At 72.1% G+C, this 22,439-nt stretch carries 21 protein-coding genes; 12 read left to right on the top strand and 9 right to left on the bottom strand.

The features are described 5' to 3' along the window. Positions 1-55: 55 nt before the first annotated feature. Positions 56-1,456, top strand: coding sequence for an FAD-dependent monooxygenase (locus tag ACH4ZA_RS01225; RefSeq protein WP_398427814.1), 1,401 nt, complete (start codon positions 56-58; stop codon positions 1,454-1,456). Positions 1,457-1,477: 21 nt separating this feature from the next. Here the strand turns inward: ACH4ZA_RS01225 and ACH4ZA_RS01220 are convergent, their stop codons facing one another. From ACH4ZA_RS01220 to ACH4ZA_RS01195, 6 genes are all read right to left on the bottom strand, one after another. Then, on the bottom strand, positions 1,478-3,058 hold the full coding sequence (locus ACH4ZA_RS01220; RefSeq protein WP_398427500.1) for a methylmalonyl-CoA mutase: 1,581 nt from the start codon (positions 3,056-3,058) through the stop codon (positions 1,478-1,480). Positions 3,059-3,367: 309 nt separating this feature from the next. Continuing rightward, positions 3,368-4,534, bottom strand: a complete 1,167-nt coding sequence (locus ACH4ZA_RS01215; RefSeq protein ID WP_398427498.1) for a hypothetical protein — start codon at positions 4,532-4,534, stop codon at positions 3,368-3,370. Beyond that, on the bottom strand, positions 4,534-5,193 hold the full coding sequence (locus tag ACH4ZA_RS01210; protein ID WP_319279652.1) for an RNA polymerase sigma factor: 660 nt from the start codon (positions 5,191-5,193) through the stop codon (positions 4,534-4,536). Before ACH4ZA_RS01210 ends, ACH4ZA_RS01215 begins: the two co-directional genes overlap by 1 nt. Before the next feature lie 302 nt (positions 5,194-5,495). Then, positions 5,496-5,930, bottom strand: coding sequence for a hypothetical protein (locus tag ACH4ZA_RS01205; protein ID WP_398427496.1), 435 nt, complete (start codon positions 5,928-5,930; stop codon positions 5,496-5,498). A gap of 94 nt (positions 5,931-6,024) precedes the next feature. After that, on the bottom strand, positions 6,025-6,579 hold the full coding sequence (locus tag ACH4ZA_RS01200) for a hypothetical protein (RefSeq protein WP_319279655.1): 555 nt from the start codon (positions 6,577-6,579) through the stop codon (positions 6,025-6,027). 145 nt (positions 6,580-6,724) lie between these two features. Beyond that, complete coding sequence (locus tag ACH4ZA_RS01195) at positions 6,725-8,326, bottom strand: glycoside hydrolase family 20 protein (protein WP_398427812.1); 1,602 nt, start codon at positions 8,324-8,326, stop codon at positions 6,725-6,727. A gap of 249 nt (positions 8,327-8,575) precedes the next feature. Here ACH4ZA_RS01195 and ACH4ZA_RS01190 point away from each other — a divergent pair, with 249 nt between their 5' ends. The 6 genes from ACH4ZA_RS01190 to ACH4ZA_RS01165 all read left to right on the top strand — a co-directional run bounded on the left by ACH4ZA_RS01190 (position 8,576) and on the right by ACH4ZA_RS01165 (position 13,591). Then, positions 8,576-9,130: a 2-oxo-4-hydroxy-4-carboxy-5-ureidoimidazoline decarboxylase gene (locus ACH4ZA_RS01190; protein ID WP_319279656.1), complete on the top strand. Its 555-nt coding sequence runs from the start codon at positions 8,576-8,578 to the stop codon at positions 9,128-9,130. Positions 9,131-9,381: 251 nt separating this feature from the next. Further along, on the top strand, positions 9,382-9,762 hold the full coding sequence (gene sdhC, locus ACH4ZA_RS01185; protein ID WP_079041644.1) for a succinate dehydrogenase, cytochrome b556 subunit: 381 nt from the start codon (positions 9,382-9,384) through the stop codon (positions 9,760-9,762). A gap of 5 nt (positions 9,763-9,767) precedes the next feature. Further along, positions 9,768-10,250: a succinate dehydrogenase hydrophobic membrane anchor subunit gene (locus tag ACH4ZA_RS01180; protein WP_319279657.1), complete on the top strand. Its 483-nt coding sequence runs from the start codon at positions 9,768-9,770 to the stop codon at positions 10,248-10,250. A 19-nt stretch (positions 10,251-10,269) separates the two neighbouring features. Then, the gene (gene sdhA, locus ACH4ZA_RS01175; RefSeq protein ID WP_319279659.1) at positions 10,270-12,024 is read left to right on the top strand and encodes a succinate dehydrogenase flavoprotein subunit; all 1,755 of its coding nucleotides are present in this window, start codon (positions 10,270-10,272) and stop codon (positions 12,022-12,024) included. Continuing rightward, positions 12,024-12,803 (top strand): succinate dehydrogenase iron-sulfur subunit, encoded by a 780-nt coding sequence (locus ACH4ZA_RS01170; protein WP_319279660.1) that lies wholly within the window; start codon positions 12,024-12,026, stop codon positions 12,801-12,803. Before sdhA ends, ACH4ZA_RS01170 begins: the two co-directional genes overlap by 1 nt. A 167-nt stretch (positions 12,804-12,970) precedes the next feature. Beyond that, complete coding sequence (locus tag ACH4ZA_RS01165) at positions 12,971-13,591, top strand: Uma2 family endonuclease (RefSeq protein ID WP_057584558.1); 621 nt, start codon at positions 12,971-12,973, stop codon at positions 13,589-13,591. 4 nt (positions 13,592-13,595) lie between these two features. Here the strand turns inward: ACH4ZA_RS01165 and ACH4ZA_RS01160 are convergent, their stop codons facing one another. Then, positions 13,596-14,033 (bottom strand): SMI1/KNR4 family protein, encoded by a 438-nt coding sequence (locus tag ACH4ZA_RS01160; protein WP_319279661.1) that lies wholly within the window; start codon positions 14,031-14,033, stop codon positions 13,596-13,598. Between the two features lie 134 nt (positions 14,034-14,167). Between ACH4ZA_RS01160 and ACH4ZA_RS01155 the strand changes: the two genes are divergently transcribed. The 3 genes from ACH4ZA_RS01155 to ACH4ZA_RS01145 are packed head-to-tail and all read left to right on the top strand — an operon-like array spanning position 14,168 to position 15,959. Continuing rightward, positions 14,168-14,584: a hypothetical protein gene (locus ACH4ZA_RS01155; RefSeq protein ID WP_319279663.1), complete on the top strand. Its 417-nt coding sequence runs from the start codon at positions 14,168-14,170 to the stop codon at positions 14,582-14,584. Positions 14,585-14,622: 38 nt separating this feature from the next. Then, the gene (locus tag ACH4ZA_RS01150; RefSeq protein WP_398427810.1) at positions 14,623-15,144 is read left to right on the top strand and encodes a thiol-disulfide oxidoreductase DCC family protein; all 522 of its coding nucleotides are present in this window, start codon (positions 14,623-14,625) and stop codon (positions 15,142-15,144) included. Between the two features lie 11 nt (positions 15,145-15,155). Continuing rightward, entirely contained in the window at positions 15,156-15,959 is an 804-nt protein-coding gene (locus ACH4ZA_RS01145) for a TetR family transcriptional regulator (protein WP_319279664.1), read from the top strand. A gap of 1 nt (position 15,960) precedes the next feature. On the opposite strand, the gene ACH4ZA_RS01140 is transcribed toward ACH4ZA_RS01145, so the two are convergent. Next, positions 15,961-18,393 carry an MMPL family transporter gene (locus ACH4ZA_RS01140; RefSeq protein ID WP_398427809.1) on the bottom strand — a complete coding sequence of 811 codons (2,433 nt, stop codon included), beginning with the start codon at positions 18,391-18,393 and terminating at the stop codon, positions 15,961-15,963. 168 nt (positions 18,394-18,561) lie between these two features. Here ACH4ZA_RS01140 and ACH4ZA_RS01135 point away from each other — a divergent pair, with 168 nt between their 5' ends. Together ACH4ZA_RS01135 and ACH4ZA_RS01130 are read left to right on the top strand one after the other, a co-directional pair. Beyond that, positions 18,562-19,251 carry a response regulator transcription factor gene (locus ACH4ZA_RS01135; protein ID WP_319279665.1) on the top strand — a complete coding sequence of 230 codons (690 nt, stop codon included), beginning with the start codon at positions 18,562-18,564 and terminating at the stop codon, positions 19,249-19,251. After that, on the top strand, positions 19,248-20,690 hold the full coding sequence (locus ACH4ZA_RS01130) for an ATP-binding protein (protein WP_398427492.1): 1,443 nt from the start codon (positions 19,248-19,250) through the stop codon (positions 20,688-20,690). Before ACH4ZA_RS01135 ends, ACH4ZA_RS01130 begins: the two co-directional genes overlap by 4 nt. 3 nt (positions 20,691-20,693) lie before the next feature. Here ACH4ZA_RS01130 and ACH4ZA_RS01125 read toward each other — a convergent pair whose 3' ends face one another. Beyond that, entirely contained in the window at positions 20,694-22,232 is a 1,539-nt protein-coding gene (locus tag ACH4ZA_RS01125) for an ABC transporter substrate-binding protein (RefSeq protein ID WP_398427490.1), read from the bottom strand. Positions 22,233-22,439: the final 207 nt, after the last annotated feature.

Raw genomic sequence — 22,439 nt, 5'->3', positions numbered from 1 at the left:
ACTCTCGTGAGAGACAGCACTTAACATTGTTAAGGAGACTTGCATGGGTATCGACATGTACGGGGCAGTACAGGCGGACGCGCATGCGGATGCGGACGCAGTCGCGGACGTCGACGTCGACGTCCTGATCGTCGGCGCGGGCCCGACCGGCCTCGTCCTCGGCATCGACCTCGCCCGCCGCGGGGTGCGCGCGCTGGTCGTGGAGCGGGGCGCGACCCTGTCCCCCGGCTCGCGCGGCAAGGGCCTGCAGCCGCGCACCCTCGAGATCTACGAGGACCTCGGCGTCCTCGACGAGATCCTCGCCGCAGGCGGCCCCTACCCGGTCGGCATGATCTGGGCGGACGGCGTGCCGGCCGGCGAGCACGCCATGTTCGACCCGGCCAAGGACGGCGAGGAGGGCTCCCGCTTCACCGGCCCCTGGATGGTCCCGCAGTGGCGGAACCAGGAGATCCTGCTGGCCCGGCTGGAGGAGCTCGGCGGGTCGGTGGCCTTCGGCCGTGAGGTCGTCGGCGTGGAGCAGGACGAGACGGGGGTGACGGCCCGTTTCGCCTCCGGCCGGCCGGTCCGCGCCCGGTACGCCGTCGCCGCCGACGGCGGACGGTCGGCGCTGCGGCGTGCGCTGGGCATCGGGATGACCGGCGAGACCGTGGACCCGCGGCCGATGCTGGTGGCGGACGTCCGGATCGCGGACCTGGGCCGGGACCACTGGCATGTGTTCCCGCCGGGCGAGGGCTCCGACTTCCTGGCCCTGTGCCCGCTGGCGGGGACGGACGACTTCCAGCTGGCCGCGCGGTTCCCGCAGGGGTCCTGGCTGGACCTGTCGCCGGAGGGCGTCCGCGCGGTCGTCGCCGAGCGCACCCACCTCGCCGCCGGGGACGTCACGGGGATCGGCTGGGCGTCCGACTTCCGGCCCCGTGCCGCCCTCGCGGACCGCTTCCGCGAGGGCCGGGTCTTCCTGGCCGGCGACGCGGCGCACGTCCACTCCCCCGCCGGCGGCCAGGGCCTCAACACCGGCGTCCAGGACGCGTACAACCTGGGCTGGAAACTGGGCGCGGTGCTGACCGGACGCGCTCCCAAAGACCTGCTGGACACCTACGAGGAAGAGCGCCGCCCGGTCGCGGCCCACGTGCTCGGCCTGTCGACGGCGATCCACCGGGACGAGGCGCGCCGGGGTGCGGGGACACGGCAGCTGGGCCTGCACTACCGGCGGTCGTCGCTGAGCGAGGAGACGAGGCGGGCCCCGGGTCCGCTGCGGGCCGGCGACCGCGTCCCCGACCTGACGGTCGACGGCGTCCGTCTCTTCGACCGGCTCAGGGGCCCGGACTGGACCCTGCTGACCCTGGAGTCCGGCGTGTACCTGGTCCGCCCGGACGGCCACGTGGGCTGGGCGGGCGCCACGCGGGACGGACTCGAGACCTACCGCGGGCGGGTCGGCCTCGGCCGGGACGGATCGTAGGCCGGTGGAGGCCCGCCCCGCTCAGAAGACGTCCGACGGGACATACGTCCCCCACACCTCCCGCAGGGCGCCGCACACCTCGCCCACCGTCGCCCGGGCCCGCAGCGCGTCCTTCATCGGGTACAGCACGTTGTCCTCGCCCTGCGCCGCCTTCCTCAGGGCGTCGAGGGAGGCGTCCACGGCCGCCCGGTCGCGCTCCGCGCGGAGCCGGGCCAGCCGCTGCGCCTGCTGCGCCTCGATGGCCGGGTCGACGCGCAGGGGCTCGTAGGGCTCCTCCGCGTCGAGCCGGAATCGGTTGACGCCGACCACGATCCGCTCGCCGGAGTCGGTCTCCTGCGCGATCCGGTAGGCGGACCGCTCGATCTCGTCCTTCTGGAAGCCGTGCTCGATGGCCGACACCGCGCCGCCGAGATCCTCGACCCGGCGCATGAGATCGACGACGGCCTCCTCCAGGTCGTCGGTCATCCGCTCCACGACGTACGAGCCCGCGAAGGGGTCGACGGTGGCCGTCACGTCCGTCTCGTGGGCCAGGACCTGCTGGGTGCGCAGGGCCAGCCGCGCGCTCTTGTCGGTCGGCAGCGCGATGGCCTCGTCGAAGGAGTTGGTGTGCAGCGACTGGGTGCCGCCGAGCACCGCCGCCAGCCCCTGAACGGCGACCCGGACCAGGTTCACCTCGGGCTGCTGGGCGGTCAGCTGGACGCCGGCGGTCTGCGTGTGGAAGCGCAGCATCAGCGACCTGGGGTTCTTCGCGCCGAACTCCTCCTTCATCACCCGCGCCCAGATCCGGCGGGCGGCGCGGAACTTCGCGACCTCCTCGAGGAGCGTCGTGCGGGCCACGAAGAAGAAGGACAGGCGCGGTGCGAAGTCGTCGACGTCCATGCCGGCGGAGACCGCCGTACGGACGTACTCGATGCCGTCGGCCAGCGTGAAGGCGATCTCCTGCGCGGGCGACGCGCCCGCCTCCGCCATGTGGTAGCCGGAGATCGAGATGGTGTTCCACTTCGGGATCCCGGCCCGGCAGTAGCGGAAGATGTCGGCGGTCAGCCGCAGCGAGGGCTTCGGCGGGAAGATGTACGTCCCGCGGGCGATGTACTCCTTCAGCACGTCGTTCTGGATCGTGCCGGTGAGCTGGTCGGCGGGGACGCCCTGCTCCTCGCCGACCAGCTGGTACATCAGCAGCAGCAGCGCGGCGGGGGCGTTGATCGTCATGGACGTCGAGACCCGGTCCAGCGGGATCCCGTCGAACAGCACCCGCATGTCCTCGACCGAGTCGATCGCCACCCCTACCTTGCCGACCTCGCCGTGCGCGATCGGGGCGTCGGAGTCGTGGCCCATCTGGGTGGGCAGGTCGAAGGCGACGGACAGGCCCGTCGTGCCGTGGGCGATCAGCTGCCGGTAGCGCGCGTTGGACTCGACGGCCGTGCCGAACCCGGCGTACTGACGCATCGTCCAGGGGCGGCCCGTGTACATCGACGGGTAGACGCCCCGGGTGAAGGGGTACGCGCCCGGCTCGCCCAGCCGCTGCGCGGGGTCCCAGCCGGCCAGGTCCTGCGGACCGTACACCGGCTCGATGGGCAGTCCGGACTCCGACTCACGCGCCATGGGTGCAGGCCTCCCGCCGGGCGGTCGCGGCGGCGGCCGCCCCTGGTCTTCGACTGAGTACTCGTCAGTCTGCCGGGCGGTCCGCGACTCGTCATCCGGACGGCGGGGAGGAGGGGGAGGCGTTTGGGGCGCGAGCGGGACCGGGGGAACGTGTCCCGCCCGCGCCGAGCGCACGAGCCGAAGGTACGGGGGGAACCCCCGGCTCTGTGCTGGGGCCGATGACCAGTCGGCTCACTCGGTACTGCGTACCGGCCCCGGAAAATGTCACACCCGGGGCGAACGAATTTTTCGCGGTGGGAAAACCGCAGGTCAGCGATGGTGCCCGGAACCGCCGCCAGTACCGCGTCCCTGCCCCCGGCCGTGCCCAGCGCCGTTCCCGTCCCCGTCTCCGTGGCCGCTGCCGTGGCCCTGACCCTGCCCCCGGCCGTGACCGTGGCCGTGCCGGCGGCCGTCCCGGCCCGCGTCCTCGTCGTCGGAGCCGCCGCGGCCGCCCGGGTCGTCCGGACCGTTCTGCCCGGCCTCGTCGCCGCCCCCGCCACCGCCGCCGCCCCGGCCACCGCGGCCCGACTGCCCCTTTCCGGCGTCCCGGCCGGCCGAGCCGCTCCCGGCGCGGGCGCCGTCGAGCAGGATGGCGCAGTACGCCTGGACGCGCTGCGCGCCGCCCGCGAGCTTCTCCAGGCGCCGGCGGCGCTCCCGGTCGAGGGTCCTGCCGGCGCCGAGCTCACGGCAGGAGGAGGTCGCGCCGGACGGCCCCTCGCCACGGGCCTTAGGGGCGCCCGAGGCGTCGCCGCGCGCGTCCTTGCCCGCCGCACCCCGGCCGGCGGCGCTCGCGCCGGCCTCCGGCCCGGACGTCTCGCCGCCGCCGGCCGGCACGGACGGGGAGGGCGAGCCGAGCGGACGGCCGCCGGTCGGCGCGGGTGCGGAGACGGACGCCACGGGCCGCCCGGGCGCCTGATCGTCGAACGGCGTCGGCAGATAGCCGGCAGCCGTGGCCGCCGACACCCCGCCGACCATCCCGACCGCCAGCGCGGCGGCGAGCCCCAGTCGCACGGGCCGGCCCCGGCGCGGACGACGCCCGCTCTCCGCGACCCGCCCGCCGATGCGGACGAGGCCCGCGTCGCCGCCTTCCGGCGCGGGCGCGTCCGCGGCTCGGGCGGCACGGCCGGCCCGAGCGGCCGGACCCGTGTGCCCCGCGACGTCGGACAGACCCGCGACACCCGTACGACCGGGGCGGGCCGCGAGGTCATGGCGGTCGGCGTGCACCTTGCGGAACGCGGCCAGGGCAGCGGCCTCGCCGGGCAGCTCCTCGTCGGCGGGCGGCGGGGCGGCGGCCGACGCCGAGAGTGCGCCGAGCGTTCTGGCGAGCCGTTCGGCCTCTTCCCGGGCCGCGCCGGCGACAGCGTCGTCGACGGACTCGCCGCGCAGCAGACGCTCCGACGTCTCGCGGTCGAGCCACCTGTCGTGCTTGTCGGCCATCACATGTCCCTCTGCGTCCGTGTGCGCACATGCGTCACACCGGCGGACGTCACCGTACGGGACCGCGGTCCTCGCTGGGGCGGCAGCGCGTCGAGCACCCCGGCCGTCTCGGGGTCGTCGCCGAGCAGCTCGGCGAGTTTCCTCAGGCCCCGATGGGCGGCGGTGCGCACCGCGCCGGGCCGCTTGCCGAGCGTGTCGGCGGCCGTCTTGGCGTCGAGTCCCATGACCACCCGCAGGACGACGGCCTCGGCCTGGTCCTGCGGCAGCCGGGCGATGAGGCCGAGGGCGCTGTCGGTGGCCAGCGCCTCGATGGCCTCGCCCGCGGTGTCGGAATCGGCGGCCCGGCCGGCCAGCTCGGTCTCGTCGCCGACGGTCGCCGGCCGTCTTCCGCGCATCCGTATGTGGTCCAGGGCGCGGTTGCGCGCGATCCGGGCGGCCCAGCCGCGGAACCGGTCCGCGTCGCCGGCGAAGCGCTCAAGGTCCCGGGCGATCTGGAGCCAGGCCTCCGACGTCACGTCCTCGGCGTCGGGATCACCGACCAGTGTGCGCACGTATCCCAGCAGCCGCGGGTGCACCGCGCGGTACACGGTCCGAAACGCGGTCTCGTCCCCGTACTGTGCCGCGAGCACCGCGGCTGTCAGCTCCGCGTCGTCCCCCACGTCGTGGTTCCTCGGTCGATGCTTCGCGGTCTCGGGACCGCAGGTCGTAGCGGTGGTCTTCCGCTTGGCCGTCCGGCGCGAAAGGCACGTTACGACCTGAAACCGCCACCCGTCCATGTCCATAGAACATGCAACTACTTCGTGACGCGCGCAAGGTGTGACGGAAACCGCACTCCCGGCGCTGTAGGGAGTACGGGTCGCCGCGCGGCCCGTGCCGCGCGACGGCCGGGGCCTCTCCTGTGGGGGGTGGCGGCCCCGGCCGTTGCCTCGGTTCCGGCGCCCCCGCTCCCGGCGCACCGCGGTCACCGGCTTCCGGTGACCGCGTCCCGGCACAGCAGGCGCAGCGAGCCGTGGCCGGCGAAGCAGCGGCGGGCCTCGTCGAGGGGTTCCCACAGGCGCCCGTCGGGGGTGCGGACCCAGTGGTCGCCGCCGGACGCCCACCACTCGGCTCCGGACCGACGCACGATCACCTCGCCCGCGTAGGCGCCGAGTCCGCGCAACAGGTCCCCGACGGCCGCGGGCGCGGCGCCGGTGCGCCGCAGTTCCGCGATCCACCGGTCGACGCGCCACAGGCTCTGCGGCGAGTGGTCGAGGTGCGGCCGCACGGTGTCGGGCGCGGCGGCCACGGCCTCCGCCGCCCATCGCACGGGCCGGGCCGCGGCGGAGGGCCGGGCGGGCGGACGGGGGTGCCCGCTCCGGTCGGTCTGGTCGGTCTGGTCTGTCGTCCTGCGCGTCACACTCCATTGAGCGAGGTCGGCGGGTGTTCCGTCACGTGATTGCGCGGCGGACGCCAGACCGGTGCAGGACCGCCCCAGCTCCGCCGCGAAACGCTCACGACCGTCCACGAGCCCGCCGCGAGACCACCGCGCGCAGGACGCGGCGTCCCTCCGTGGACACCTCCAGAGCCCGCCGCAGTCCGCCCGCGCCGTGACCGGCGAGCACTTCCAGGACGATGACCTGGCGGCGCAGTTCGGCGGCGACGAGGGGCGACATGCCCGCCGTGCGGCCCTCGCGCCCGGGGTCGACCGGGCCGGAGTCCGCCGCCGGGTCCAGCAGGCGGTGGATCTGGAGCGAGGCGACGGAGCATGCGTCGGCCCACGTCCGCACCTCGGCGGCGCGCCGGTCGGCCGGGGCGGCGAGCAGCATGCGGCGGACCAGCAGCACGGCCTCGTCGTCCTCGCCCTCGGCGGAGTCCAGCTTGGCGCGCGTCTGCTCGAGCAACCCGCCCCAGTCGGCCGGGTCGGAGGCGTCCGCGAGGTTTCCCCACAACGGTCGCAGGGACTCGTCGTCGCCGCCGAGCAGGGGCACGCACCGGTCCAAACAAGCCAACCCGCTGGCGGCCAGTCCGCGTTCGTCGGCCTGCGCGATCAGTTCCACCAGGCTCATGCACGCCTCCCTCGCCAGGGCCCGACCTGACGGAGCCCGCACTTCCCCTTACAGCGTGCGACGGCCCGGGAGTGTCACAGGAGATCTTTTCAGCCAACCCCGGGGACGGGCGCGCAGTCGGCCGAGCATGACAGACGAGCCGGTTTCAGCCCAGCCTGTTGGCAAGGGACGTGAACTGCGCCCACGTCAGCGTCGGCGTCCGCGCGTCCCAGAGTTTCTGCGCGGTGGCCCGCAGCGGCATCCGGACGCCCGCCGCGACCTGCGCCTGCGTCTGGGAGTTCGCGAGGTCGCACCAGACCGAGAAGGAGCCGCCGAGGACCTGGGCGTCGTACCTCGCGGCGACGGGGGTGGTGCCGCGCAGCACGCGCGGGGTCCACTCCTCGTAGATGCGCCGTCCGGTCGGGTACACGAAGTCGTTGGGCTCGCCGAGGACGTAGTAGAGGTACTTGTCGTTGTAGTTGAGCGTCTTGCGCCCCGCGCTCAGGTACTCCGTCGGCGTCCGGGCGCCGAACTCCTTGCCCGTCCAGTAGGCGACCACGAGGTCGGAGGCCGGCTTCACCGACGTGCCGCGGAAGAACCCGTCGTTCCACGCCCGCATCGTCCGGCCGTGGGCGCGGACGGTGCCGGCACGGTCGTTGAGCCAGCCCGTGGCGAGGTCGGAGACGCCGGCGCCGGGGCCGTACCGGGCGGTCGCGGCCGCGGCGAGCTGGGGGTAGGAGGCGGCCGGGTTGCGCACCGTCAGCGCCTGGTACTCGTCGCCGCCGAGGTGCCAGTAGGCGCTGGGGAAGAGACCGGCGTACTCGTTCAGCAGGTCGTCGAGGAGGTTCGCGGACGCCTTCTTGGAGATGTCGATCGCCCCGCGGGTGGCCACTCCCTGCGCGTTGCGCAGCTGGAGCTCGGGGTGGGCGGCCAGGACGGCGCCGAGGTGACCCGGCGAGTCGATCTCGGGCACGACGGTGATGTGCCGCTGGGCCGCCAGCGCGACGATCTTCTTCACCTGGGCCTTGGTCAGGTGCTCCCGGGCGACGATCTCCGGGTGGGTGTCGGACTGGATCCGGAACGCCTGGTCGTCGGAGAAGTGCAGGCCGAGCTGGTTGTACTTGAGGTCGCCGAGCTCGCGCACCCGGTCCTCGATCCAGCCGGCGGTGAAGTTCTTGCGCGCGATGTCCAGGGTGAACCCGCGCTGCGGTTTGGCCGGCTGGTCGCGCACGACGCCCTCGGGAGCCGTCCCGCCGCCACGCACCTCCTGCTTGAGGGTGCGGGTGCCGTAGAACACGCCGGCGTCGGAGGGCGCGCTGACGGTGACCCGCCCGCCGCGCACGGTCAGGGTGTACGACTCCGGGTTCGCGCCCCGGTCCCCGTTGAGGGCGAGGCGCAGGTCGCCTGCGCGCACGTCGTTGCTCAGGCCGGCGTAGGTCAGTCCCAGCTCGCCGGCGACCAGCCGTCCCTCGTCGGCGAGTCCGGCGTCGCCGACCACCACCCGGCGTCCGGCCGCGGGACGCCAGCCCGGGCCGCGGGCCGGGGTGTGGGCGCGGACGGCGGGGATGGTGCGGGGGGCGGTGGACAGGGGGTAGGAGCGGCTGGGCGTGGGGCTCGGGGACGGGGCGCGGGCCACGCCCGGACCGCCGGCGGAGGCGCCCTCGGCGGCCTGCTGGGAGGACGACGCCCCGGTCGGCGTCCCGTCGTCGCCCGAGGAGGCCCACAGGCCCCCTCCGACCCCGAGCGCGGCGACCAGCCCGCCCGCCATCACCGCCCGTGTCACGACCCTGCGGTGCGGTTGCGTCTGCGGCGTCCGGCGCCGGTGCCTGTGCCTGCTCACCCCGCCAACCGTACGACCCGCGCGCGGCCGGGGCGCGCCGAAGTCCCCGCGAAGGGGTCCACGACACATCCTGAAACTCTCTCGTTCGAGTGAAATTCAGGCATCGGTCAGACACACTTCGACCGCTCTCGATAACGTGATGACACATCCTTCACTGCATCCCCTGCCACCACACACGTGACGCGAGGATCCACGCTGCCTGCGCACCGCCTTCCCCACCTCTCCGGCCGCCTCGCCATACCGGCGCAGACCCGGACATCGCCGGTGCCCCTGCTGCACGGCTTCAACACCGCGTCCGCCGACGAGGCGCACCGCACCCTCCTCGCCTGTCTGCGCAGCCTCCGCTGGGCCCGCCGCGTCGCCGACCACCGCCCCTACCCGACGCTCGACGCCCTCTTGGCCGCCTCCGACGAGGCCGCCTACGACCTGTCCCCGGGCGACCTGGCGGAGGCACTGGCGGAGGAGGACCTGCCCGCACTGCCCGAGGGCACCTACGAGGCGGCGCACATGGCGCTGGGCGCGGCGAACGCGGCCTACGAGGCGAAATTCGGACACGTGTTCGTCGTCTGCCTGGACGACGTACCTCAGGACGAGTCCCTGGACCACGTCCTCGAAGCCATCCGATCACGATTGACGAACGATCCGGAGGACGAACGGGTCGTGGCAGCGGAGGAACTCCGCCGCCTGGCAAAGCACCGACTGACCGACTCCCTGAGGGGCGCGGGGCCGTGACGACGTGCGGCTCCGCCGCGTGGGCGCGACCAGCCCCGACGGCGCCGCACCCGGCATATAACAGGGCACCCCACCCCAGAAGCCGCAGACGCTAACCCAAACGCGTGCCACTTTGATCACACCGGTAGGCCCCCTGTAAGCGCCAAGCCTGCGGCTAGCTACCATGCTGGGGGCCGGTGGACCGTACCCGGCCGGGCCCGTCCGACACCCAAGCCGGCAGGCCCCAATCCCCGCTCCCGGAGGGTTCTTCCGTGCCGGCTGGAACGCTGTACCGCGGCCGGGAAGGAATGTGGTCCTGGGTGGCTCATCGAGTCACCGGCGTCCTCATCTTCTTCTTCCTGTTCGTCCACGTGCTGGACACCGCCCTCGTGCGTGTCTCCCCCGAGGACTACGACAAGGTCGTAGCCACCTACAAGACCCCCATCGTCGCGCTGCTGGAGTACGGCCTCGTCGCCGCCATCCTCTTCCACGCGCTCAACGGCCTGCGCGTCATCGCCGTCGACTTCTGGTCGAAGGGCACGCGCTACCAGAAGCAGATGCTCTGGACCGTCGTGGGCCTGTGGCTCGTGCTGATGCTCGGGGCGGTCTACCCCGTCCTCGGACACGCCGCTCGTGAACTGTTCGGGAGCTGACACCCATGGCGACCACTGAATCCACCGCAGCCGGCATCGGCCCCGTCGAGGGCGGCTCCGGCTACGGCGTCGACAACCCGGCGCCCTTCATCGAGGCCCCGCGCCAGCGCACCAAGAAGACCCCGAAGTCCACCCGGGGCAACTTCGAGATGGCCGCCTGGCTGTTCATGCGCCTGTCGGGCGTCGTGCTGGTCGTGCTGGTCCTCGGCCACCTGCTGATCCAGCTGGTGCTGGACGGCGGCGTGTCGAAGATCGGCTTCGCGTTCGTGGCGGGCCGCTGGGCGTCCCCGTTCTGGCAGGTCTGGGACCTGCTGATGCTGTGGCTCGCGATGCTGCACGGGGCGAACGGCCTGCGCACGGTCATCAACGACTACGCGGAGCGCGCGAACACCCGGCTGTGGCTCAAGGGCCTGCTCTACACCGCCACGGTGTTCACCATCCTGCTGGGCACGCTGGTGATCTTCACCTTCGACCCGAACATCCGCTAGGCACGGGGTTGCGAGAATCATGAAGATCCACAAGTACGACACCGTCATCGTCGGCGCCGGCGGCGCCGGTATGCGCGCCGCCATCGAGTCGACCAAGCGCAGCCGCACCGCCGTGCTGACCAAGCTCTACCCCACCCGCTCCCACACGGGCGCCGCGCAGGGCGGCATGGCCGCCGCGCTGGCCAACGTGGAGGAGGACAACTGGGAGTGGCACACCTTCGACACGGTCAAGGGCGGTGACTACCTGGTCGACCAGGACGCCGCCGAGATCCTGGCGAAGGAGGCCATCGACTCCGTCCTCGACCTGGAGAAGATGGGCCTGCCGTTCAACCGCACCCCGAACGGCACGATCGACCAGCGCCGCTTCGGCGGTCACAGCCGCAACCACGGCGAGGCCCCGGTCCGCCGGTCCTGCTACGCGGCCGACCGCACCGGCCACATGATCCTCCAGACGCTGTACCAGAACTGCGTCAAGGAGGGCGTGGAGTTCTTCAACGAGTTCTACGTCCTCGACCAGCTGATCACCGAGGTCGACGGCGTCAAGAAGTCCGCCGGCGTCGTGGCGTACGAGCTGGCCACCGGGGAGATCCACGTCTTCCAGGCGAAGGCCGTGATCTACGCCTCCGGCGGCTGCGGCAAGTTCTTCAAGGTGACGTCGAACGCGCACACGCTGACCGGCGACGGCCAGGCGGCCGTGTACCGGCGCGGGCTGCCGCTGGAGGACATGGAGTTCTTCCAGTTCCACCCGACCGGCATCTGGCGCATGGGCATCCTGCTGACGGAGGGCGCCCGCGGTGAGGGCGGCATCCTGCGCAACAAGGACGGCGAGCGCTTCATGGAGAAGTACGCGCCGGTCATGAAGGACCTCGCGTCCCGTGACGTCGTCTCCCGGTCGATCTACACCGAGATCCGCGAGGGCCGCGGCTGCGGTCCCGAGGGCGACCACGTCTACCTCGACCTCACCCACCTCCCGCCGGAGCAGCTGGACGCCAAGCTGCCCGACATCACGGAGTTCGCGCGCACCTACCTCGGCATCGAGCCCTACACGGACCCGATCCCGATCCAGCCGACCGCGCACTACGCCATGGGCGGCATCCCGACGAACGTCGAGGGCGAGGTCCTGCGCGACAACACGACGGTCGTCCCCGGCCTGTACGCGGCCGGCGAGGTCGCCTGTGTGTCGGTGCACGGCGCCAACCGCCTGGGCACCAACTCGCTGCTGGACATCAACGTGTTCGGCAAGCGGGCCGGCATCGCCGCCGCCGAGTACTCCCAGAAGGCCGACTTCGTCGAGCTGCCGGAGAACCCGGCGCAGCTGGTCGTCGACCAGGTGGAGCGGCTGCGGGCCTCCACGGGCACCGAGCGCGTGGCGGTGCTGCGCCGCGAGCTGCAGGAGACCATGGACGCGAACGTCATGGTGTTCCGCACCGAGCAGACGATCAAGACGGCGGTCGAGAAGATCGCCGAGCTGCGCGAGCGGTACAAGAGCGTCTCGATCCAGGACAAGGGCAAGCGGTTCAACACCGACCTGCTGGAGGCCGTCGAGCTGGGCAACCTGCTCGACCTGGCCGAGGTCATGGCGGTGTCGGCGCTGGCCCGCAAGGAGTCCCGCGGCGGCCACTACCGCGAGGACTACCCGAACCGCGACGACGTCAACTTCATGCGCCACACCATGGCGTACCGCGAGGTGGGCGACGACGGCGCCGAGACCGTCCGTCTCGACTACAAGCCGGTCGTCCAGACCCGCTACCAGCCGATGGAGCGTAAGTACTGATGGCTACCCCGACCCTCGACAAGGCGGACGCGGCCGGCGCCCCCGAGCCCGGCTTCGCCGACTCCCCGTACATCACCGTCACCTTCCGCATCCGCCGGTTCAACCCGGAGGTCTCGGCGGAGGCGGTCTGGGACGACTTCCAGCTGGAGATCGACCCCAAGGAGCGCGTCCTCGACGGTCTGCACAAGATCAAGTGGGAGCTCGACGGCACGCTCACCTTCCGCCGTTCCTGCGCCCACGGCATCTGCGGCTCGGACGCGATGCGGATCAACGGCAAGAACCGCCTGGCGTGCAAGACGCTGATCAAGGACATCAACCCCGAGAAGCCGATCACGGTCGAGCCCATCAAGGGCCTGACGGTCCTGAAGGACCTGGTCGTCGACATGGAGCCGTTCTTCCAGGCGTACCGGGACGTGATGCCCTTCCTGATCACGAAGGACACCAACGAGCCGACGCGCGAGCGTCTCCAGACGGCGCAGGACCGCGAGCGGTTCGACGACACGACGAAGTGCATCCTGTGCGCGGCCTGCACCTCGTCCTGCCCGGTGTTCTGGAACGACGGCCAGTACTTCGGCCCGGCGGCGATCGTCAACGCCCACCGCTTCATCTTCGACTCGCGTGACGAGGCCGGCGAGCAGCGGCTGGAGATCCTGAACGACAAGGACGGCGTGTGGCGCTGCCGCACCACGTTCAACTGCACGGACGCCTGCCCGCGCGGCATCGAGATCACGAAGGCGATCGCCGAGGTCAAGAAGGCCCTGATCACCCGACGCTTCTGACCTGCGTCGCAGTACGCCCACGAGGGCCCCGTCTCCCGGATTCGTCACTGGAGGCGGGGCCCTCCGGCGTGCAAACCCCACGATCGGGTGAACGTGATCAAGAGAGACACCGGAGCGCGCCCCGGCCTACGATGATGCTCTCGACACCAGCCCCAAGGAGGCACGCGATGTCCGCTGCATCCGTCGAGCAGCCCTACACCGACGACGAGCCGTTCTCCCTCACGGCGATCGCCGACGAGATCATGGAGCGCCATCCGGGCTACCGCGTCGAGATCATCGGAGGCCACCTCCTCGTGACCCCTTCACCGGATGCCCCGCACGCCCGCGCACTGACCCAGCTGATGATTCCGTTCATCGCCGCCGGGCTGCACGGTACGGAAACCGAGGTCCTGCAGAACGTCGGGCTGTGGCTGCCGACGGGCGCGGAGGACTACGCGATTCCCGACCTCGTGATCGTCGACGCGGACATCGACGACCACTTCGTGGAGAACAACGCGTACGACCCCGGCTGCTTCCGCCTGGTGCTCGAGGTGACCTCGGGGAACTGGAAGGACGACCTCAGGACCAAGGTCGCCGCGTACGCCCAGGCCAAGGTGCCCGTCTACGTCATCGTCGACCGCAAGCACCAGCGTGTCCACGTCCTCACCGAGCCGGTCGTGGGCGGTTACGACAACCACCAGTTCTACGCGCCGGGCCAGTCCGTCACGCTGCCCGACGTCATCGGCGCGAAGGTCACCCTGGAGGCGGCCGAGATCCTCGCGGCGGGCCGCCCGAGGAAGAGCGACTGAGCGCTCACCACCGCGCGTACCACTCCGGGTCGTCGCCGAGCCGCCGGCGCAGGTAGTCCTCCAGGTCGTTCGCCGCCCAGCGGCGGCTGTCGTTCTCGTGGTCCCAGACGAAGACGTCGGGCCGCTGCGGCCTGACGACGCAGGCGAACAGGTCGCCGCCGCCGCTCTCGCCGAAGAGCAGCAGCGGATCGAAGGGCATGTAGAGGTCGCGGAAGTCGGCCGAGCTCCGGAACTCCAGGTTGCGGCCCATCACTTCGCCGACGGGGCAGACGACGGCGAAACCGTTCTCGTCGTGCGCGCCGTCAGCGAGCCGCCAGAAGTCCTTGAGGGCGGCCGGCAGAGGATGTCCGAGCACGGCCTCGGTCGCCCGCATTTCCTCCTCGCATCCGGGACCGCCGAGCTTCACGTCGGCGCTGAGCGAGGAGATGAGATCGATCCACATGCGGCCATCCTTCACGGATCCCTCCGGCGCACAAGCCCTTTCACCCCTCATCCTGCCGAGTTGAACATGTTCAAACACGGCGCTACAGTCATCCTCGACAGCGTTTTGAACGCGTTCAAGAAGAGGTGGGGAACATGGACCGCACGGTCATCGCCTACGTCGTCTACCTGGTCGTCAGCATCGGGCTGACCATCTGGGTGGCCAGGACCCTCAGTCGCAACGGCCGGATCTTCCTCGCCGACGTCCTCCAGGGCGACGAGAAGCTCGCCGACGCCGTCAACCACCTGCTGGTGGTGGGGTTCTATCTGGTCAACCTCGGGTTCGTCGCCCTGTACCTGAGCGGTGACGACACCATCGAGGACACCCGGGGCATCTTCGAGGCCCTGTCGACCAAGCTGGGCGTGGTGCTGCTGGTGCTCGGCGCGCTGCACCTGGGCAACGTGTACGTGCTCAACCGGATCCGGCGGCGCGGGATCATGGAACGCGAGCAGCTGCCGCCCGTCGCCCCGCAGGGCTGGACCGCCCCGCCGGCGCCCGCGACCGGGGCGTGAGCACCGTGACGGCCGACCGGGCCGCGCAGGGCTCACCGATCGCGCAGGGCTCACCGGCCGCGCAGGCCGCCGCCAGCCGGGACGCCCGACGCGTCCCGGTCCGCCGGCTCACCGTCCTGCACGACGCCGAGTGCTCGCTGTGCCGCTTCCTGTGCGACTGGCTGCGTCGGCAGTCGCAGCTCGTGCCGCTGGAGTTCGTCCCGGCGGGGTCGGCGCAGGCGCGCGCCCGCTATCCCGGCCTCAACCACCGGGCCACCCTCGACGAGATCACCGTCGTCGGCGACGCGGGCCAGGTCTACCGGGGCGCCGCCGCCTGGATCGTCACCCTGTGGGCGCTGCGCGAGCACCGCCCGCTGTCCCACCGGCTGAGCACTCCCGCCGGAGCGAAGCTCGCACGGGCCGCCGTGCTCGCCGCCGCCAGGTGGCGTCAGGGACAGGAGCCGGCCGCCGGCTGGGGCGGGGGCGTGTACCGGCGCGGCGACGGCTGGTCCTACGACCCGCACGTGGGCTGGCTCTACGACCCGCCCGCCTGTGCGGGCGGCGCCTGCGCCACTGACTAGGCTCTCCTTCCGTGTCCGCGAACAACGACGGTCCCCACGAGGCCGTTCCCCCGACCGAGTCCCCCGGGGCTCCCGCGTCCAAGTCCGAGCAGACCCGCGCCCTGATCCTGGAGACGGCGATGCGGCTGTTCCAGGAGCGCGGCTACGACAAGACGACGATGCGGGCCATCGCCAAGGAGGCCGGGGTCTCGGTCGGCAACGCGTACTACTACTTCGCCGGCAAGGAGCATCTGATCCAGGGCTTCTACGACCGGCTCGCCGCCGAGCACCGGGAGGCCGTCCGGGACGTCCTGGCGCGGGAGACGAGCCTGGAGGCCCGGCTGGCGGGGGTGCTGCGGGTCTGGCTGGAGGTGGCGGAGCCGTACCACGAGTTCGCCGTCCAGTTCTTCAAGAACGCCGCCGACCCGGACAGCCCGCTCAGCCCGTTCTCCGCCGAGTCGGAGCCCGCGCGCGTGCAGGCCATAGCCGTCCACAAGGAGGTGCTCGCGGGATCGAAGGCGAAGGTGCCGGAGGAACTGCGGGACGTGCTGCCCGAGTTGATGTGGCTGTCGCAGATGGGCCTCGTCATGTACTGGATCTACGACCGCACCGCGGGCCGCGAGCGCAGCTACCGGCTGGCCGGGCGGGGTGCGCGCCTCACCGCGCGCGGGGTGGCGCTGGCCCGGTTCCGGGTGCTGCGACCGCTCGTCCTGGAGGTGCACGACCTGTTCACGGACTTCCTGCCCGGGATGTCCAACGCGCTGCCGGAACCCGCGGAGAAGAACCCGCGGCCGGACCCGGCGGAGAAGAACCCGCCGGGCCCGGCCGGGGCGTGAGTCAGCCGACCTCCGCCCCCTCCTCCAGCTCCACGTCGTACACCAGGGGCTCCCCCGCGACCGTCAGCTGCCGGGTGCGCTTCAGCAGCGGCGGCTCGGCCGTCGTCACCAGCAGATAGGTCCCGGCGGCGGGGACGGTGAGGATGTACGAGCCGTCGGCGAGCGAGGTCACCCGGTCCCGTTCCGCTCCGTCCTGCGTCAGCAGGGTGACCGTGGCGCCTTCGACCGGGTCGCCGGCGGTGTCGCGGACGAAGCCGTGGACGACCGTGGCCGGACCGCCGCCCGCGGGCTGCTCCGCGGCCTCCTCCTTCGGTTCGACCGCGAGATGCGGCAGCCGCTTCTCCAGCCACGCGGGCAGCCACCAGTTGGAGTCGCCCAGCAGGTGCATCGCCGCCGGCACGAGGGCCGTGCGCAGGATGAACGCGTCCAGCGCGACCGCCGCCGCGAGGCCGACCCCCGCCATCGCCGCGCCCGAGTCGCCGCTGAGCACGAAGGCGAGGAAGACGCACACCATGATGAGGGCGGCGGAGTTGATGACCCGGCTGGTCTCCGCGAGGCCCACCCGGACGGCGCGCGCGTTGTCCCGGGTGTGCACCCACTCCTCGTGCATCCGGCTGACCAGGAAGACCTGGTAGTCCATCGACAGGCCGAACAGCAGGGACAGCATGATGACCGGCAGGAAGGCGTTGATCGGCCCCTCCTTGCCGAGGCCGAGCAGCTCCAGGCCCCAGCCCCACTGGAAGACCGCGACGAGGACGCCGAACGAGGCGGCGGCCGCGATCAGGTTCATCACGGCGGCCGTCAGCGGCACGACCAGCGAGCGGAAGGCGATCAGGAGCAGCAGGAAGCCGAGGCCGATGATGGTGGCGATGAAGAGGGGCAGCCGGTCGCCGGTGACCGTCGCGAAGTCCTTGGAGACGGCCGTCACACCGCCCACGTGCGCCTCGGCCCCCGACGCGGGGATCACGTCGTCGCGCAGCCGGTCGATGAGCGCGTCGGTCTGCTCGGACTGCGGCGAGGTCGTGGGCACCACCTGGATGACGGTGATCCCGCGGGCGGGCGGCAGCGCGACCGACTGCGCGACGCCGGGCGTCTTCGCGATGCCCCGGGTCAGCGCGGTGGCGTCGCCGCCCTCCACGACCACCTGGAGGGGGCCGTTGAAGCCCGGCCCGAAGCCCTCCGCGAGCAGGTCGTAGGCCTGGCGGGTGGTCGTCGCGGCGTCGTCGTTGCCCTGGTCGGTGGCGCCGAGGTGCAGCGACAGCACGGGCAGCGCCAGGACGGCCATGACGGCGAGGGCGAGCGCGGCGATCGTCCTGGGGCGGCGCTGCACACCCGCCGACCAGCGGGCCGACGGGCTGCTCGTCTTCTCCGGCTCCGGCCCTCCCCCACTCTCGGCTTCGCTCGAGCGGGAGGTACCCGCATCCGCCAGCAGACGCCGCTGCCTGCGGCTCAGCACGCGCACGCCGAGGAAGCCGAGCAGCGCCGGCAGCAGCGTCGTCGCGGCGAGGACGCTCAGGACGACCGTGAGGGAGGTGCCGACGACGACGCCGTCCAGGAAGCGCAGGTTCGTCACCAGCATCCCGGCGAGCGCGATGCACACCGTGCCGCCCGCGAACAGCACGGCCCGGCCCGAGGTGTTGAGGGCGGTGACCGCCGACTCCTCCGGGTCGATTCCGCGCAGGACGCCCTTGCGGTGCCGGGTGACGATGAACAGGGCGTAGTCGATGCCGACGCCGAGCCCGATCAGCGAGGACAGCAGCGGGGCCAGGTCCGGGATGTCGGTGACGTGGCTGAGCAGCTGGGTCGAGAACAGCCCCAGGCCGACGCCGAAGACCGCCACGGCGAGCGGAAGCAGCATCGCGTACAGCGAGCCGAAGGCCAGGAACAGGACCACGGCCGCCGCCGCGAGGCCGACCATCTCGGCGAGGCCGGTGGGCGGTTCCTGCACCCGCTTGACGGCCTGGCCGCCCACCTCGACGTCCAGGCCGTCCCGACCGGCGCCGCGCGCGGTGTCGACGACGTCCTGGACGAGTTCCCTGGGCACCGCGTTCGCCTGCTCGGTGAAGGTGATCTGGGCGTAGGCGATCCGCCCGTCGCCGCTGATCTGCCCTGCTCCCCCGGCGTACGGGCCGGTGACCCCGCCGACGCCCTTCATCTTCGCGATGTCGTCGAGGACGGGCTGTATCCGGGACCGTACGTCCTGGTCCCGTACCGAGCCCTCGTCGACCTTCCAGACGACGGTGTCGGTGTCGCCCGCGCGCGCGGGGAACGCCTTCTCCATCAGGTCGTACGCCTTCTTGGAGTCCGTGTCGGGGAGGGAGAAGACGTTCGCGTAGTCCGTGCCCGCCGCCGAGGCCGAGAAACCCAGCCCGAACAGCGCCCCCACCCAGAGCAACAGGACCACCAGCCGGTGCCGATAGCACCAGCGCGCCAATGCCGCCACGCTCAAACTCCTTCTGCAGATCCTCGGTCGGTCCCCCGGGTCGTCCGGTCCAGGATCGGCGGCGGCGCGCCCGGGCGGTCATGGGGCCGGGCCGACTCTCAAGGAACTCCAAAGCGCGAAGCGGTCCCGGCGGCTCCGGGGGCCGCCGATACTGGGGTCATGACGACGGCTTGTGGGACCGTGCTGGTCGTGGAGGACGAACCGAGCATCGCGGACGTCCTCGCCATCGCCCTGCGCTATCACCGCTTCGAGGTCATGACCGCGGGCACGGTCCGCGAGGCCCTCGCCCTCGCCGAGCGGACCAGGCCGGACGCGGCCCTCCTCGACGTGATGCTGCCGGACGGCGACGGGAGGGCGCTGGGGCGCGAACTGCGGTCCCGCAGGCCGGACCTGGCGCTGGTGTTCCTCACCGCGCGCGACGCGCCCGCCGAGATCGTCGGCGCCCTCGGCTTCGGCGACGACTACATCACCAAGCCGTTCGACATCGACGTGGTGGTCGCCCGGATCACGGCGGTCCTGCGGCGCACCCGGCCAGCCGACGTCCTGCCGCAGCGGCCGCCGCTGCGCTACGGCGACCTGGAGCTGGACGAGACGACGTACAGCGTGCACCGGGCCGGCCGCTCGGTCGAGCTCACCCCCACCGAGTACGCGCTGCTGCGCTTCCTGGTGCGCAACGGCGGCCGGATCGTGCCCAAGGAGCAACTCCTGCGCCACGTCTGGCAGTACGAGCACACCCCGCCGGAGTCGACCGTCGTCGAGACCTACATCAGCTATCTGCGGCGCAAGCTGGACTCCCTGGGACCGCCGGTGATCACCACCCGGCGGGGCGTGGGATACGGGCTGGCGTGAGGCGGATCCACCGGCACGGCGTCCACTCGCTGCGCGCCAAGCTGACGGCGGCGAGCGTCGGGCTGCTCGCGCTCGGCATCGTCGTGGCGACCGCCGTCAGCCTGATGGGGATGCGGCACTACCTGCTCGACCAGGTGGACACCGAACTGACGCATCTGCGCGACTCGCTGGGCGGTTCGCGGCTCACGCTGAGCCAGATCGACTCGCTGAGCGCGCTGAGCGTCGTCAGCGACCGCCTCGCGCCCCGGGGCGGCGACGTGCCCGCGCCCGACTCGGTGTTCACCGCCGTCGACGGCCGGGGCGCCGCCCTCAGCCTGTTCGGCGTCGAGCCCACCGACGCCCAGCGCGGCCTCGCCGAGGCGGTGCGGGACCCGGCTGCGCTGGCCGCCGCCGACGGCCCGCGCGACGTCACCGTGCACGACGCCCCCTACCGGGCGACCGCGACCCGGCTCTCCGACGGCACGTACATCCTGCTGGCCACCTCCACCGAGGCGCTCCACAACGGCATAGCGAAGGCCCTCCGCCTGGACCTCGCCGTCGGCACGCTGCTGCTGGCGCTGCTCGCCTGTCTGACCCTGTTCAGCGTGCGGCGGCGGATGCGGCCGCTGGAGGACATGGTGGAGACCTCGTCGGCGATCGCCGAGGGGGACCTGACCCGGCGGGTGCCCTCCAGCGAGCACCCCACCCACGAGGTCGAACAGCTGCGGCTGGCCCTGAACTCGATGCTCCACCAGGTGGAGACGGCGTACCGCACGCGCGAGCGCAGCGCGGCCCAGCTGCGTCGCTTCGTGGCCGACGCCTCGCACGAGCTGCGCACCCCGCTCGCCGCGATCCGCGGCTATCTCCAGCTGTACGACCAGGGGATGCTGGTCGAGCCGGAGGAGCGCCGACGGGCCTGGGACCGGATGAACGGCGAGGTGGACCGGATGGGCCGGCTGGTCGACGAGCTGCTCATGCTGGCCCGTCTCGACCAGCGGCCCGAGCTGCGGCTGCGCACGGTGGACGTGAGCCGTCTGGTGCGGGAGTCGGCGCAGGACCTGCGGGCGCAGCAGCCCGGCCGGCCGGTGACCGTCGAGGCCGAGGGGGCGGTGCTGCTGCAGGCCGACGAGTCGGGGCTGCGGCAGGTGCTGGGCAACCTGGTCGGCAACGTCCGCACGCACACGCCGGCCGGGGTCCCGGTGCGGCTCGGCGTGGGGCGGGTGGACGGCGTGGTGCGGCTGTGGGTGGAGGACGAGGGGCCGGGGCTGGGCCCCGAGGACGCGGCGCGGGTCTTCGACCGCTTCTTCCGGGCCGGCGGCGGCGCGGGCAGCGGGCTGGGCCTGGCGATCGTGCAGGGGGTGGTCGGGGCCCACGGGGGCGAGGTCGGGGTGCGGACGGCGCCGGGTGAGGGCCTGGCGGTGACGGTGACGCTGCCGACCCGCCCGAGGACCTGCGGATAGGGCTCAGATCCAGTCGAGCTTCCAGAGGCGGAACACGCCGTTGCCGTCCGCCAGGTACTGGCCGCCGCCGACCTCCGAGGAGGTGACGACGTACTCCTTGCGCTGCCACAGCGGGACGACCGGCACGTCCTGGGCGATGACCTGCTGCAGGTCGCGGAAGTCGTCGGCGACCTGGCTGCGGTCGGCGAACCGCCGGCTGTCGGCGATGTACTCGTCGACGTCCTTGTCGCTGTAGCCGGTGTTCATGGTGGAGCCGGTGCCGACGAGCGGGGCCGTGAAGGTGTCCGGGTCGGGGTAGTCGGCCACCCAGCCGACGGCGTAGGCGTCGAGTCTGCCGGTGGCCCACCGTTTCTGGAAGTCGGTCCACTTGTAGCCCTTGACGTTCACCTTGAACAGACCGCCGGCCTCCAGCTGCCGCTTGATCTCCACGGCCTCGGCCGCCGCCGCGCCGCTGCCCAGGCCGTAGCCGTAGGTGAAGGTCACCGGGATGCTGACGCCGGCCTTCTCCAGGAGCCCCCGCGCCTTCGCGAGGTCGCGGTCCGGGTAGCTGTCGAAGAAGGAGGAGGTGTGACCGTTGATCCCGGTCGGGATGAGCGAGTACAGCGGCTCGACGGTCCCGTCGTACACGGTCGACGCGAGCTGCCCGCGGTCGATCAGCCAGGCCACCGCCCTGCGGGCGTCGACGTCGTGCAGCGGCGAGCCGGAGCGGGTGTCGAAGTACAGGTTGCGGATCTCGGAGCTGTCGGCTTCGGTGACCCGCTGGCCGGGGTCGCTGGCGTTGAGGGCGGCGAGGGCCGCGGGGGGCAGCTGGCGCGTGGCCGCGTCGACGTCCTTGGCCTTCCAGGCCTTCTCCAGCGTGTCCGGGTCGGCGTAGTAGCGAAGCTCGACGGGCGCGCCGGCGGAGACCGCGCCCCGGTAGCGCGGGTTGGGCGACAGCTCGGCCTTCTCGCCCTTGGAGTACCCGGTGAGCGTGTAGGGGCCGGTGCCGTCGACGCCGTCGCCCGTGCGCAGGGCGTCGGCCGGATAGCGGGTGTGGTCGAGGATCGACCCGGCCCCGGTGGCCACCTTGAACGGGAACGTGGCGTCCGGCGACGACAGATGGAAGACGACGGTCAGGTCGTGGGCGTCGACCGACTTCAGGGTGGAGAACAGGGACGCCGGACCGACGTCCGAGTGGATCTTCTTGACCCGGTCGAAGGAGAACTTCACGTCCTCGGCCGTCACCTTGTCGCCGTCGGGGAAGGCGAGGTCGTCGCGCAGTTCGCAGGTGTACGTGAGCAGGCTGCCGTGGGCGAAGGAGCAGCTCCGGGCCGCGTCCGGCACGGGTGAGACACCGCCCGGCTGGTAGGTCAGCAGGGACTGGAAGACGTTGCTGAACAGCGCCCACGATCCGGCGTCGTAGGCGCCCGCAGGGTCCAGCGAGGTGACGGTGTCCGTGGTGCCGACCGTGATGGTCGCGTCGCTCTTCTCCTTCGACGGCAGCATCTGCCAGCCGCCCGCTCCGATCACCGCGAGGACCAGCAGCGTCAGGAGAATCCGCATGCGAACAGAGCGCATGGTGGTGCCCTGCCTCCCCAGGCCGCCAGACGGGCCCAGTCCACAAAAAGTGCCGCTCCCCTTGGCGGCGGCCTCACCTAACCACAGGAGTTTCAGCCGAGGGAAGAGGTGTCCGGCGAGATGGGAAAGAACTTACCGACGCACTGTTTCGGCCTGGTTTCACAGCTCCTTCTCAGGTTCCCCGCAAGGGAT

It is taken from the genome of Streptomyces sp. NPDC020597, from assembly GCF_044335095.1.
In the GTDB taxonomy this organism is placed as follows: domain Bacteria; phylum Actinomycetota; class Actinomycetes; order Streptomycetales; family Streptomycetaceae; genus Streptomyces.
Note: the sequence above shows the minus strand (reverse complement) of the source record. Positions and strands in the feature narration are given on the sequence as shown.